The following is a 12,763-nucleotide window of genomic DNA, read 5'->3' on the forward strand; positions in this document are numbered from 1 at the left end:
AGTGCGGCAGCCATCGGCATGCCGCACCCGGCCGGCCACTGAGGACCACCGCCGACCTTCGTTGTTATGCGGCTTCTTGTGTGCCTACCCACCGCCGGCCTGCTTACCGCCGGCCCGACTTTCCCTGGCGTGGCTTCCCCTGGCGTGGCTTCCCCTGGCCTGGCTTCCGCTGACCCACCACCAGCCTCACTTCCGCTGGCCTGCCACCACCGGCCTGCCCACCACCGGCCCGACTTCCGCCAGCCTGGCTTCCCTGGCCTGGCTTCCGGCGGGTAGCCCCTCCCACCTGCCCTCCCCCTGCCCACCTGCCCTCCCCTGCCTGCCTGCCTCCCCCTGCCTGCCTGCCTGCCCCCTGCCCACCCCTGCCCACCAGCCTTGTTCCGCCGGGCAAGGCCGGCGGCGAAGGGCCACAGGGCAGTTGTGCGGCGAACTGGTTGACGACGGGAGTTCAACAGGCGCAGAATTAAACGCATGGCTAATTCTGATGCCGTCGTTGTCGACGGGTTGCGGGTGCGGCGGGGTGGGCGCGTCGTTCTGCATGACGTCAGCCTTGTCGTGCCTCGTGGGTCCATCACCGGGTTGCTCGGGCCCAGCGGGTGTGGCAAGACGACGCTCATGCGGGCGGTCGTCGGGGTGCAGATCGTCGAGGCGGGAACCGTCACCGTGCTCGGGGAGCCGGCGGGCAGCCCGCGGTTACGCGACAAGATCGGGTACGCAACGCAGAACCCGTCCGTCTACGCCGACCTCACCGTCACCGAGTCCCTGCGCTACTTCGCCGCCGTGGTGCGAGCACCGGCCGGCGACGTCGCCCGGGTGATCGACGAGGTCGGGCTCGGCACGCATGCGGACCACATCGTCGGGGACCTGTCCGGTGGGCAGCTCAACAGGGCGAGTCTCGCGGTCGCCTTGCTCGGCCGGCCGGAGCTGCTCGTGCTCGACGAGCCCACGGTCGGGCTCGACCCCGTGTTGCGCGAGGAGTTGTGGGCGCTGTTCCACAAGCTCGCCGCGCGGGGCGTGACGTTGTTGGTGTCCAGCCACGTCATGGACGAGGCCGCTCGCTGCGACCGCCTGCTGCTCATGCGCGAGGGCCACATCCTCGCCGACGACACCCCGGACGCCCTGCGCACGGCCACCGACGCCGATGACCTCGAGCAGGCCTTTCTCAAGCTTGTCCGCCAACAGGAGACACCCGCATGAACGTGACGTTCGCGCTCGCCACCGCCAGGCGCATCCTCACCCAGCTGCGCCACGACCGCCGCACTGTCGTGATGATGATTCTGGTTCCGTCGTTGCTGCTGATCCTCCTTCGGTACGTGTTCAACTCGGAGCGGGCGTTCAGCGCGGCCGCCCCCGCACTGCTCGCCGTGTTTCCGTTCGCGATCATGTTCATCGTCACGTCGATCACCACGCTGCGCGAGCGCACGACAGCCACGCTCGAACGCCTGATGACGCTGCCGATCGGCAAGTTCGACCTGCTGTTCGGCTACGCGATCGCGTTCGGGCTCGTCGCGGTGGTGCAGGTCCTGGTGGCGACCGGGATATCGCTGACGTGGCTCGGGTTGGAGATCGACGGTTCGGTGTGGCTGCTCATGCTGATCGCCGTACTGGACGCCCTGCTCGGCACCGCGCTCGGCCTACTGGCCAGCGCGTTCGCCCGCACCGAGTTCCAGGCGGTGCAGTTCATGCCGGCGATCGTGATGCCTCAGATCCTCCTCTGCGGTCTGTTCGCATCGCGGAACTCGATGACCACGGTGCTGGAATGGCTGTCGGACGTGATGCCTCTATCGTATGCCGTGGACGCGCTCGAATCAGTCACACGTTCGAATGAACTCGATGGGGTGTTCGCGCGCGATCTTGTAATCGTCGCTGGTAGCGGCGTGCTGGCACTGATCCTCGGCGCCGCGACCCTCCGGCGCCGCACCCCGTGACCGCCCAACCTCCCGACACGGCAGCGATCCCGACCGGACGGCCGCCCCAGCGAAAACCCTGGCCAAAACCCTCGCGGAACCCTGGCGGCGAGACCTGGACCTTCCTCTCGGAAAGTCGCGCTGAGAACGATCACAGTTACCGGCGGGTACCGTTCCGGATATGTCGGATGTGGAGCGGCTCGGGCGCGGTAGCTACCTTCTGGTCACGACGTTCCGAAAGGACGGGACGCCCGTCCCCACCCCCGTGTGGGTGGGCCGGGACGGGGACGAGCTGATCGTCTGGACCCAGGCCGCGGCCGGCAAGGTCAAGCGGGTGCGGAACAACCCGACCGTGGAACTGTCCGAATGCGACCTGCGGGGCAGGCCGCGCGGCGAGACCGTCAAGGGCAGCGCCCGGATCCTCGACGACGCCGGTACCGAGCGCGGCCGGCGCCTGCTCAGGAAGAAGTACGGCATCGCCGGGCAGGTCACCATCGGGGCGAGCAAGCTCTTCCGCGGTCGGCACGGCACGGTCTGCCTCGCGATCACCGTCGACCGGTGAGGCGCGGGATCAGCGTCGGTCGGTGACCGCGGCCAGCGCCTCCGGCAGCGTGAACTCCCCCGCGTAGAGGGCCTTGCCGATGATCGCGCCCTCCACGCCCAGCGGCGCGAGGCCGGCCAGCGCACGCAGGTCGTCCAGGCTGGACACTCCGCCCGACGCCACCACCGGGGCCTTCGCCCGCTCGCACACCTCCCGCAGCAGCGACAGGTTCGGGCCCTTCAACGTGCCGTCCTTGCTCACGTCCGTGACCACGTAGCGCGCGCAGCCGTCCCGCTCCAGCCGCTCCAGCACGGTCCACAGGTCGCCGCCGTCCTCGGTCCAGCCCTTCGTCGCGACGCGCCAGCCGCCGTTGTCGTCAGCGCGGACATCCAGGCCCACGGCGACCCGGTCGGCGTGGGCGGCGATCACGTCCGTGCACCAGGACGGGTTCGTGACGGCCGCCGTGCCCAGGTTCACCCGCGCGCAGCCCGTGGCCAGGGCGGCGGAGAGCGACGCGTCGTCGCGGATGCCGCCGGTCAGCTCGACGGAGATGTCCAGGCGGGCCACGATGTCCGCCAGCAGCGCGCGGTTGTCGCCCGTGCCGAACGCCGCGTCGAGATCGACCAGGTGCACCCATTCCGCACCCGCCTCCTGCCAGGCCAACGCCGCCGCCAGGGGCTCGCCGTAACCCGTTTCCGTGCCGGACCGGCCCTGGAACAGGCGGACGGCCTTGCCGTCGCGGACATCGACCGCCGGGAGAAGGGTGAACGTCACAGCGCGTAGCGTACCTAGAGGTTCTTCAGCCAGTTCGTGAGCAGGTGCGCGCCCGCGTCGCCGGACTTCTCCGGGTGGAACTGCGTCGCCGACAGCGGGCCGTTCTCCGCCGCCGCCACGAAGTCGCCGCCGTGCGTCGCCCAGGTCACCTTCGGGGCGGGCATCGGCGGCTCCGCCGACAGCTCCCACTTCCGCACCGCGTACGAGTGCACGAAGTAGAAGCGGGTGTCCGCGTCGAGCCCGTCGAACAGCACCGAGTCGGCCGGCGCGCGGACCGTGTTCCACCCCATGTGCGGCACGATCTCGGCCTCCAGCCGCTCCACCGTGCCCGGCCACTGGCCGCAGCCCTCGGTGCGCTCGCCGTGCTCGATGCCCAGCTCGAACAGGATCTGCATGCCGACGCACACACCCAGCACCGGTCGCCCGCCCGCCAGGCGCTGCCCGATGACGCGGTCGCCCGCGACCCCGCGCAGGCCGTCCATGCAGGCCGCGAACGCACCCACGCCGGGCACGACCAGCCCGTCGCACTCCAGCGCGGCATGGCGGTCGCCGGTCACCTCGACGTCCGCGCCGACCCGCCGCAGCGCGCGCTCGGCCGACCTCAGGTTGCCAGATCCGTAGTCCAGTACGACGACTCGTGCCACCCCACCAGGCTAGCCGCACGGGTCGCACCGCGCGGGCGCCGCGCTCCTACGGGGTGCGTTCCGAGACGACATTCGACGTTCGCCCGTAGTGGTACGCCCTCACCCGATAGGTGTCGGCAGCGGACGCGATCAGGCCCGCGTAGTTCACGTCCGGGTCGACGACGAACACGACCTCGAAGCCCGTCCGGGCCTGGCGCTCGATGAGGAACCCGTCCTCGTCGGTGGAATTGTCCGTCCAGGTCAGGCGCAGTCCGTCGGTCGTGACGGACTCGACGCGGAGGTTGGTCGGCCGTCCACCGGGCTCGGGCGCGGCGCGGGTGTCGGGCACCGTGCGGGGCACGAGCCAGTCCTCTCCCTCGACACGGTCGGCGGCCGGCACCGCGGTCGCGTCATCGGACGCGGGACCCTCGACCGGGCGAAGGCGGTAGTAGAACGTGGTGGCCGGCATCAGGTCCGGGTGCACGTACCGGTGCCGGGAGGCGGGTACGAAGCCGAGGATCGTGTACTGACCGTCCGGTTCGGTGGCGAACTCGACGACGACGTCGTCGCGGTTGCCCGCCCAGGTGAGGGTGACGTCGTCGCCGGTCAGGTCGCACGACAGCTGGATGCCCTGCGCGGCGGCCGGCGTGCAACCGGCCACCACGCACACCGCCAGCAGGGCCTTACTTGCGCCAGAACTTGATGCCACTCCACACCACCGTGATCGGTCCGGCGCCGCTGCTGGTGCGGTAGGCACCGAACTTGTCGTAGAAGTCGCCGGAGTCGCTGTCGGCCGTGTGCTTGAGCGAGCCGTTGATATAGGTCCGATGTTCGCCGCCTACCACGTGCACGGTGTTGACGCGAACGGTGGTGCCGACGGTCGCCCCCGAGGCGACGGTGTGGCCGTCTTCCACTGCGTAGAGCCGGCCGCCCCGCTCGACGGCGAGCAGGAAGAACGGACCCTCGTCACCGTGGAAGGTCTGCTTGAGGCTGATGCGGCTGCCGGTCTGGCTGGTGATCCTGAAGTAGCCCTCGAACTGGCGCGTGCCGCTGGAGTAGGTGGCGTAGCGACGCTCGGCGCGCTGGTCCCCGCTGGTGGTCGAGCAGGTCAGCATGAACGTCAGGTTGTTGACGTCGCCGCAGCCGCGCTCCTGGACGGTGAAGCTCGGCGAGTAGGAGGTCCAGCCGCCCGGCTCGACCTCGGCGGCCGCGGGTAGCGCCGAGGCGAGCGTGAGCGCGGCGGCGGCCGCGAGGCCCGTGATGAGGTGACGCGTCATTGTGTACCCCGATCAGGAAGGCAGGTTAACTAACCGTGGTCACCTCGACACGGTACGCCAAGATCTTCGTGTGGTCTAGACCGCCTTCCGCAGTCATCGGATGAATTCGCGTACCGCGTGCGCAATGCCGGCGACGTCGAGGCCGTGGACGACGTCGTGCTCCCCGGCGGTGCCGTACGCGCGGACCTCGATGTCCCGGCGCACCCCCAACGCACGCAGCCGGTGGGCGACATCGTCGAAGGCCGTGGCGACCTCGTGCGCGGAGGTGCCGGCCAGGTAGGGCTCGACGAGCACGACGTCGGTGTGGCCGGCGGCCCGCAACCCGCGGTGGTCGAACGGCCGCACGGTCGAGGCGTAGAGCACGGTCACGTCGAGGTCGGCGGTGGCGGCGAGGACGTTGTCGAGCATGGGTCCGACGGCCAGCACGGTGGCGCGGGCACCCTTGCGCACGAGGGTGAACCGGCCGGTGGCAGGGCGCGCCATGGCGTTCTGTCGGGTGGAAAGCCGCAGGTAGACGCGCCCGTCGCCGGCGAGCGCGGGCGGCAGCAGTGCGGCGACCTCGTCCTGGTGGCCGGGGACGTGCACCGTCCAGCCGGGCAGCGTGTCGAGCAGCGCGACATCGCCGGGACCCTGGTGGGTGCGGCCCCACACCGGGTCGTCGTAGGACCCGCCGACGCTGACCAGCACCGCGCCGACGTCCTGGTGGCCGAGGTCGAGCTTGATCTGCTCGAACGGGCGCTCGACGAGGAACGGGGTATAGGTGTGCACCACGGGTCGCAGGCCGGTGAGCGCCAGTCCGCCGGCGACGCCGACCATGGCCTGCTCGCGGATGCCGACGTTGAGCACCCGGTGCGGGTGGCGGGCGCGGGCCGGCTCGAAGACGTCGCGGGAGATGTCGGCGGTGACGACCGCGAGCCGGGGGTCGTGGTCGAGTGCCGCGCTCATGGTGTCCACAAAGGTCTGTCGCACGTTGTTCACGCCTTCCGGATCGTCGCGACCACGGCGTTCGGCCGGCCGTGGCGGGCGGTGAGCGTGGTGTACAGGGCGTCGCGGTCGCGACCGTCAACTGTGGTCGCGTGCCAGCCCTCGACGGTGAAGCGGCTGGCGATGCCGCCCGGCCAGCCGTGGCTCGCGGAGCCGTTGTCGACGGCGATCGCGGTCAGGTTGGGGAGGTTCAGCCGGCCGGCGAGCGCGATGGCCTCGTGGTTGCTGCCCTCGTCGAGCTCGCCGTCCCCGACGAGCACGAAGACCCTTGGCTCGACGCGGTTCTGGGCACGCAGGCCGAGGGCGGTGCCGACGGCGAGCGCGAGGCCGTGACCGAGTGAGCCGCTGCCGATCTCGACGCCCGGGACCAGCGTGCGGTCCGGGTGCTGGCCGAGGGGTGAGGTGAAGGTCGTCCAGTCGTCGAGGTGCTTCGGGTCGAGGAAACCCTTCGCCGCGAGGATCGCGTAGTAGGCCATCGGCCCGTGGCCCTTGGAGAGCAGGAAGCGGTCGCGGTCGGGGTGGCCGACGGTGGCGGGTTCGACGTTCAGGACGCGGTCGTAGAGCACCCAGAGAACGTCCAGTGTGGACGCCGCGGCCCATCCGTGCTTCTCGTCGCCGGTCATGCGCTGGAACAGCGCGGCGAGGTCGAGTGTTGCGCTCATGTGGTGAGGATGCGACCTCCAGTGCGCTGTAGGTCAAGTACCTCGACCATGGTGGAGGTCGCGGGTAGTGTCGGGCGCGTGTCGAAGCTGCCCGATCACCTGACGATTGGCGAGGTCTCGCGGCGTAGCGGTGTGCCGCACACCGCGCTGCGCTTCTACGAGGAGCGGGGGCTGATCACGTCCGAGCGCACCGCCGGTAACCAGCGGAAATACGCACGGGCGGTCCTGCGGCGGCTGGCGTTCATCCGCACGGCGCAGCGGGTGGGCCTGAGCCTGGAGGAGATTCGCGACGCGCTCGGCACCCTCCCGGAGGGCCGCGCCCCGACGAAGTCCGACTGGGCACGACTGTCGCATGTGTGGCGAGGTGAGCTGGACGCCCGGATCGACGCGATGCAACGACTGCGGGACCGGCTGACCGCGTGCATCGGCTGCGGTTGCCTGTCGCTGAAGTCCTGCCACCTGATCAACAAGGACGACCTGCTGGCGACCTACGGCCCTGGAGCGCCGCGGCTGAAGGCGGCCACCGAGGGCGGCATCTGAGGGCGGCTCTAGCGGGAGGCCCGCCAGTCGTTGACTATCTCGTCCACGTCGAGCGGGCCCATGCGCAGGGTCGGGCCCACCTGGGGGCCGCGGTGGACGGCGAGGATGCGCTTGTTGAGGTCCTCGACGAGCTCGCGGACCTCTCGTTCGGAGCGGAGCTCGGCCAGGCGCGCCGGGAGGGCGGCGACCTCTTTCGGGATGGCCAGGGACGGTGGGAGCAGGGCCGACGTGTCGTGGTTCTCCTCCCGGAGTTTCTGCACCACCCACTCCACCGCGCCGCCCTGGCGTTTGGGAAGCGGCTTGCCCGCGCCCGGGAGGTCGTCCAGCTCGCCGCGTTCCTGGGCCTGGCGGATCTGGTGCTCCACCCAGTGCTCGACCGGCATTCCCGCTGGTTTCTTGTCGGTCATGCCTCCATGATGCCTGCCGGTCAGGACACCATCCAGGCGACGGCGGCACCCACCGCCACCAGTGCGCACACGCCGAGGATCGCGGAGAGCACCTTCGCGGTCCGGTACGTCGAGTAGACGCCGCCCGCGAGGAACCCGGCTACCGCGAGCAGGACGATGACGATGACTTCCTTCGACATGTCGCGGAAGCCTAGAGGGTGCCCTTCGTGCTCGGGATGCCGTGTTGCCGCGGGTCCGCCTCCGCCGCGGCACGCAGGGCCCGCGCCACCGCCTTGTACTGGGCCTCCGTGATGTGGTGCGGGTCGCGGCCGTGGATCACCCGCACGTGCAGGGCGATCCTGGCGTGGAAGGCCAGGGACTCGAAGACGTGCCGGTTGAGCACGGTCGGGTAGTTGTTGCCCACCACGAAACCCGTCATCATCTCCGGCTCGCCGGTGAGGACGCAGTACGGGCGGCCCGACACGTCCACCGCCGCGTGGGCCAGTGTCTCGTCCATCGGGATCCACGCGTCGCCGAAGCGGCGGATGCCGCGCTTGTCGCCCAGGGCCTGGCCGACGGCCTCGCCCAGCACGATCGCCACGTCCTCGACCGTGTGGTGGGCGTCGATCTCCACGTCGCCCTTCGCCTGCACCGTCAGGTCGAACATGCCGTGTGCGCCGAACGCGGTCAGCATGTGGTCGTAGAACGGCACGCCGGTGGACACGTCCACCTTGCCCGCGCCGTCCAGGTCGATCTCCACGACCACCGACGACTCCTTGGTCGTCCGCTCGACGCGACCGATCCGGTTCACCTGACGATCTCCTTACTGGCGGCCAGGAACGCGTCGTTCTCGACCGGTGTGCCGATGCTCACCCGCAGGTGTCCCGGGATGCCCACGTCCCGGATGAGGACGCCGTGGTCCAGGTACGACCGCCAGGTAGCCGCCGCGTCCGCGAACTGTCCGAAGAGGACGAAGTTGGCGTCGCTCGGTACGACCTCGAAACCGAGGCCCCGCAACGACTCCATCACCCGCTCGCGCTCCGCGGCCAGCTTGTGCACCGACGCCAGCGTCTCGTCCGCGTGCCTCAGCGCCGCCCGGGCCGCCGCCTGCGTGACCACCGACAGGTGGTACGGCAACCGCACCAGCAGCAGCGCGTCGACCACGGCCGGGGCGGCCGCCAGGTAGCCGAGGCGGCCGCCGGCGAACGCGAACGCCTTGCTCATCGTGCGCGACACGATCAGCTTCGCCGGGTACTCGGCCAGCAGCGACACCGCGCTGGGCTGCGACGAGAACTCCGCGTACGCCTCGTCCACGACGATCAGGCCCGGGGCGGCCTCGATCAGGGCACGCAGCTCGGGCAGCGGGATCGAGCCGCCCGTCGGGTTGTTCGGGCTGGTCACGAACACGACGTCCGGACGGCGGTCGGCCAGCACCCGGGCGGCCGCGGCGGTGTCGAGGGTGAAGTCCGCGCGGCGGGGCGTCGGCGCCCACTCCGTGCGGGTGCCGGCCGCGATGATCGGGTGCATCGAGTACGACGGCTCGAAGCCCAGCGCCGTGCGGCCGGGACCGCCGAACGCCTGGAGGATCTGCTGCAGGATCTCGTTGGACCCGTTGGCGGCCCACAGGTTCTCGACCGTCAGCGCCACGCCGGTCGACGCCGACAGGTACGCCGCGAGGTCGGTCCGCAGCGCCACGGCGTCCCGGTCGGGGTAGCGGTGCAGGGACGCGGCGGCCTCCGCGACCGCCTGCGTCACGTCGGCGACCAGCGCGGGCGGCGGCGGGTACGGGTTCTCGTTGGTGTTGAGCCGGACCTCGACGTCGAGCTGCGGCGCGCCGTAGGGTGAGCGGCCGCGCAGGTCGTCGCGCAGCGGCAGGTCCGACAACGCGACCTCGGTACCGACGGCACGGTCACTCCGCGAGCCTCGTTCCGGAGTCACGCCCTACCTCCGAAGCGTGCCGTGACCGCCTGGCCGTGCGCCGGCAGGTCCTCGGCGTTGGCCAGCGCGACCACCTTGTCGGCGACCTCCCGGAGCGCGTCCGCCGAGTAGTCGACGACGTGGATGCCGCGCAGGAACGTCTGCACCGACAGGCCCGACGAGTGCCGCGCGCAGCCGCCGGTGGGCAGCACGTGGTTGGACCCCGCGCAGTAGTCACCGAGCGAGACCGGGCTGTGCGGGCCGACGAAGATCGCGCCGGCGGCGCGGACCCGCGCCGCCACCGCGGCGGCGTCGGCGGTTTGCACCTCCAGGTGCTCGGCCGCGTAGGCGTCCACGACGGACAGGCCGGCGGCCACGTCGGACACCAGGACACAGCCGGACTGCGGCCCCTGCAGGGCGGTCGAGACGCGGTCGGTGTGCTTGGTCGCCTTGACCTGGCGGGCGAGCTCCGCGTCGACCGCGTCCGCAAGCTCGACCGAGGACGTGACCAGCACGCTCGCGGCGAGGGTGTCGTGCTCGGCCTGGCTGATCAGGTCGGCGGCCACGTGCACCGGGTCGGCGGTGTCGTCGGCCAGGATCGCGATCTCGGTCGGCCCGGCCTCCGAGTCGATGCCGATCAGCCCGCGCAGCAGGCGTTTGGCGGCGGTCAGGTACACGTTCCCCGGGCCGGTGACCATGTCGACGGGCTCCAGGGGGGTGCCGTCGGTGTCCGTGCCGCCGTAGGCCAGGAGCGCGACCGCCTGCGCTCCCCCGACCGCCCACACCTCGGTCACGCCAAGCAGCTCGGCGGCGGCGAGGACCGTCGGGTGCGGCAGCCCGCCGAACTCGGCCTGCGGCGGCGAGCAGACCACGAGGGACTCGACGCCCGCGACCTGCGCCGGCACCACGTTCATCACCACGCTCGACGGGTACACCGCCAACCCGCCGGGGGCGTACAGGCCGACGCGGCGGACCGGCACCCAGCGCTCGGTGACGGTGCCGCCGGGGACGACCTGGGTGGTCACGTCGGTGCGCCGCTGGTCGGCGTGCACGCGGCGGGCCCGGTCGACGGTCTCCTCGAGCGCCTCCCGGACGGGACGTTCGAGGTACGCGAGGCCCGAGGTCAGCTCGCGCAGCGGCACGCGGACCTTCGCCGGGCGGACGCCGTCGAACCGCTCGGACAGCGCCAGCACGGCCTCGACGCCGCGTTCCCGCACGTCGTCGACCAGCGGGCGGACCTGATGCAGCACCGCGTCCACGTCCACGTCGGCACGCGGCAGCAGCGTGCGCAGCTCGGCCGGCGACGGGACTCGACCACGCAGGTCGGTGCGGCTCAGCATCGGATTCCTCTCAGGCGTTCGTGGAGCGACACAGGACAGCCTAGGCGGTGCCGCGTGCCCCCGACTGGCCCACTCCGCTGGTCTGGTGATCCAATTCTGACGCTCGGTTCCCGACCGATGACGGGTTGTCGCGACGCGGCGGCCCGGCAGAGGCTCGGACCATCACCACCAAGCCTTCGGGGAGGCGACATGCTCACCAAGCGTCGCGTGCTCGCGGCGGCCACAGGCATGGCCGCCGCCCTGGCACTCGTCGCCGGCCAGCCGGCGACCGCGCAGCAACCAACCGTGCCCGACCAGGGCTTTTACCAGGTGCACGCCGACACCGCGGCCGCACGCACGTCCGTCGCCCGCAGCGGGGTGGACGTGCTCGGCGCGCGGGGCGACACCGTCGAGGTCGTGGCGAGCCCGGCCCAGGCCGGCCGGCTCCGGGACGCGGGCCTGGCGGTCACGCTGCGCGGGGACTGGCGGGCCATGCTGGCCGAGCGCAGCGGCGGCGGGTCCCGGTCGGCCGGCGCGGACTTCCCCGCCGGCGACGAGGGCTACCACACCTACGACGAGATGGTGGCCACGCTGCGGGCCACCGCCGCCGCGCACCCGGACATCACGGCGCTGTCGAGCATCGGCCGGTCCTACGAGGGCCGCGACATCCCGATCATCAAGATCAGCGACGACGCGGCGACCGACGAGGACGAGCCCGAGGTCCTGTTCACCTGCAACATCCATGCCCGCGAGCACCTCACCGCGGAGATGTGCCTGCACCTCGTCGACCGGTTCACCTCCGGGTACGGGTCCGACCCGACGGTGACCGACCTCGTCGACAGCCGCGAGATCTACGTCGTGCCGATAGTCAACCCGGACGGGGCCGTCTACGACATCTCGGGCGGGCAGTACCAGGGCTGGCGCAAGAACCGGCAGCCGAACCCGGACGGGACGGTCGGCACGGACCTGAACCGGAACTTCTCCTACCTGTGGGGGTGCTGCGACGGCTCGTCGACGTCACCGGCCGCGGAGGACTACCGCGGCCCGTCGGCGGCGTCCGCGCCCGAGGTGCGGGCCGTGCAGGCGTTCGCGGACTCGCGCGTGGTCGGCGGTGTGCAGCAGCTGAAGGCGCACATCGACTTCCACTCGTTCGCGGAACTGGTGCTGTGGCCGTTCGGGCACACCCACGACACGGTGACCGACGGCATGACCCAGGAGGAGTACGACCGACTCAAGTCCATCGGCGAGCAGATGGCGGCCTCGAACGGGTACACGGCGGAGCAGTCCTCGACCCTCTACATCACCGACGGTGACATGAACGACTACATGTGGGGGGCGCACAAGGTGCCGACCTACTGCTTCGAGATGTACCCGTCGGAGGGCGGCATCGACGGCTTCTACCCGCCCGACGAGGACATCGCCCCACAGACCACCCGCGACGACGGCGCGGTCGACATCCTGCTGCGCAACGCCGGTTAGCCCAGCTCCGCCACGGCCGCGACGGCCTCGTCGAGTTGGGTGGGGCTCACGAAGTAGTGCGGCGAGGCCCGGACGATCTCGTCCAGGCCTCGTCGCGTCATGTCGTACTGGGTCGAGGTCACGCCGGACACCGTCACCGTGACGCCCTTCTCGCGGAGGCGGTCGCGGACCTCCGCCGCCGGCACGCCCGCCACCGAGAACGTCACCAGGCCGCACCGCCGGGCGCCCAGGTCGTGCACGGTCACGCCCGGGACCTCCGCCAGGCCGTCGCGCAGGTGCTCGCCCCGGTCCGCGACCGCCGCGGCGATGTCGTCGATGCCCAGGTCGAGCGCGTACCGGAACGCCGCGATCAGG

Annotated in this window: 17 protein-coding genes; 5 read left to right on the forward strand and 12 right to left on the reverse strand. The window is 71.2% G+C overall.

Going from position 1 to position 12,763, the window contains the following annotated elements:
- Positions 1 to 471: 471 nt before the first annotated feature.
- From ACJ73U_RS37285 to ACJ73U_RS37295, 3 genes are all read left to right on the forward strand, one after another.
- Positions 472 to 1,197: an ABC transporter ATP-binding protein gene (locus ACJ73U_RS37285; RefSeq protein ID WP_407782471.1), complete on the forward strand. Its 726-nt coding sequence runs from the start codon at positions 472 to 474 to the stop codon at positions 1,195 to 1,197.
- Positions 1,194 to 1,928 carry an ABC transporter permease gene (locus tag ACJ73U_RS37290; RefSeq protein WP_407782472.1) on the forward strand — a complete coding sequence of 245 codons (735 nt, stop codon included), beginning with the start codon at positions 1,194 to 1,196 and terminating at the stop codon, positions 1,926 to 1,928. The genes ACJ73U_RS37285 and ACJ73U_RS37290 overlap by 4 nt, the downstream gene beginning before the upstream one ends.
- Before the next feature lie 160 nt (positions 1,929 to 2,088).
- Positions 2,089 to 2,469 (forward strand): PPOX class F420-dependent oxidoreductase, encoded by a 381-nt coding sequence (locus tag ACJ73U_RS37295; RefSeq protein WP_407782473.1) that lies wholly within the window; start codon positions 2,089 to 2,091, stop codon positions 2,467 to 2,469.
- A gap of 9 nt (positions 2,470 to 2,478) precedes the next feature.
- On the opposite strand, the gene priA is transcribed toward ACJ73U_RS37295, so the two are convergent.
- The 6 genes from priA to ACJ73U_RS37325 form a co-directional block, all read right to left on the reverse strand.
- Entirely contained in the window at positions 2,479 to 3,222 is a 744-nt protein-coding gene (gene priA / locus ACJ73U_RS37300) for a bifunctional 1-(5-phosphoribosyl)-5-((5-phosphoribosylamino)methylideneamino)imidazole-4-carboxamide isomerase/phosphoribosylanthranilate isomerase PriA (RefSeq protein WP_407782474.1), read from the reverse strand.
- Positions 3,223 to 3,236: 14 nt separating this feature from the next.
- A complete protein-coding gene (gene hisH, locus ACJ73U_RS37305; protein ID WP_407782475.1) occupies positions 3,237 to 3,866 on the reverse strand; it encodes an imidazole glycerol phosphate synthase subunit HisH in 630 nt (209 codons plus the stop codon).
- A 46-nt stretch (positions 3,867 to 3,912) separates the two neighbouring features.
- Positions 3,913 to 4,554 (reverse strand): fibronectin type III domain-containing protein, encoded by a 642-nt coding sequence (locus tag ACJ73U_RS37310; protein ID WP_407782476.1) that lies wholly within the window; start codon positions 4,552 to 4,554, stop codon positions 3,913 to 3,915.
- The gene (locus ACJ73U_RS37315) at positions 4,529 to 5,122 is read right to left on the reverse strand and encodes a hypothetical protein (protein WP_407782477.1); all 594 of its coding nucleotides are present in this window, start codon (positions 5,120 to 5,122) and stop codon (positions 4,529 to 4,531) included. The genes ACJ73U_RS37310 and ACJ73U_RS37315 overlap by 26 nt, the downstream gene beginning before the upstream one ends.
- 93 nt (positions 5,123 to 5,215) lie before the next feature.
- A complete protein-coding gene (locus ACJ73U_RS37320; RefSeq protein ID WP_407782478.1) occupies positions 5,216 to 6,100 on the reverse strand; it encodes a transketolase family protein in 885 nt (294 codons plus the stop codon).
- Positions 6,097 to 6,768, reverse strand: a complete 672-nt coding sequence (locus ACJ73U_RS37325) for a thiamine pyrophosphate-dependent enzyme (protein WP_407782479.1) — start codon at positions 6,766 to 6,768, stop codon at positions 6,097 to 6,099. The genes ACJ73U_RS37320 and ACJ73U_RS37325 overlap by 4 nt, the downstream gene beginning before the upstream one ends.
- A gap of 78 nt (positions 6,769 to 6,846) precedes the next feature.
- Between ACJ73U_RS37325 and soxR the strand changes: the two genes are divergently transcribed.
- Positions 6,847 to 7,308 carry a redox-sensitive transcriptional activator SoxR gene (soxR, locus tag ACJ73U_RS37330; RefSeq protein ID WP_407782480.1) on the forward strand — a complete coding sequence of 154 codons (462 nt, stop codon included), beginning with the start codon at positions 6,847 to 6,849 and terminating at the stop codon, positions 7,306 to 7,308.
- 8 nt (positions 7,309 to 7,316) lie between these two features.
- On the opposite strand, the gene ACJ73U_RS37335 is transcribed toward soxR, so the two are convergent.
- The 5 genes from ACJ73U_RS37335 to hisD are packed head-to-tail and all read right to left on the reverse strand — an operon-like array spanning position 7,317 to position 10,951.
- On the reverse strand, positions 7,317 to 7,715 hold the full coding sequence (locus ACJ73U_RS37335) for a DUF1992 domain-containing protein (protein WP_407782481.1): 399 nt from the start codon (positions 7,713 to 7,715) through the stop codon (positions 7,317 to 7,319).
- A gap of 20 nt (positions 7,716 to 7,735) precedes the next feature.
- On the reverse strand, positions 7,736 to 7,894 hold the full coding sequence (locus ACJ73U_RS37340) for a hypothetical protein (protein WP_407782482.1): 159 nt from the start codon (positions 7,892 to 7,894) through the stop codon (positions 7,736 to 7,738).
- An 11-nt stretch (positions 7,895 to 7,905) separates the two neighbouring features.
- Entirely contained in the window at positions 7,906 to 8,505 is a 600-nt protein-coding gene (gene hisB, locus ACJ73U_RS37345; RefSeq protein ID WP_407782483.1) for an imidazoleglycerol-phosphate dehydratase HisB, read from the reverse strand.
- Entirely contained in the window at positions 8,502 to 9,632 is a 1,131-nt protein-coding gene (locus ACJ73U_RS37350; RefSeq protein WP_407782484.1) for a histidinol-phosphate transaminase, read from the reverse strand. The genes hisB and ACJ73U_RS37350 overlap by 4 nt, the downstream gene beginning before the upstream one ends.
- The gene (gene hisD / locus ACJ73U_RS37355) at positions 9,629 to 10,951 is read right to left on the reverse strand and encodes a histidinol dehydrogenase (RefSeq protein ID WP_407782485.1); all 1,323 of its coding nucleotides are present in this window, start codon (positions 10,949 to 10,951) and stop codon (positions 9,629 to 9,631) included. Before hisD ends, ACJ73U_RS37350 begins: the two co-directional genes overlap by 4 nt.
- Before the next feature lie 189 nt (positions 10,952 to 11,140).
- Here hisD and ACJ73U_RS37360 point away from each other — a divergent pair, with 189 nt between their 5' ends.
- Positions 11,141 to 12,409 (forward strand): M14 family metallopeptidase, encoded by a 1,269-nt coding sequence (locus ACJ73U_RS37360; RefSeq protein ID WP_407782486.1) that lies wholly within the window; start codon positions 11,141 to 11,143, stop codon positions 12,407 to 12,409.
- On the opposite strand, the gene ACJ73U_RS37365 is transcribed toward ACJ73U_RS37360, so the two are convergent.
- Positions 12,406 to 12,763, reverse strand: a 358-nt coding sequence (locus ACJ73U_RS37365) for an aminotransferase class V-fold PLP-dependent enzyme (RefSeq protein WP_407782487.1), incomplete at its 5' end; no start/stop codon positions are given. The two genes, ACJ73U_RS37360 and ACJ73U_RS37365, sit on opposite strands and share 4 nt — an antisense overlap.

Origin of the sequence: Actinophytocola sp., assembly GCF_045807065.1 — a bacterium.
Lineage (GTDB): Bacteria > Actinomycetota > Actinomycetes > Mycobacteriales > Pseudonocardiaceae > Actinophytocola.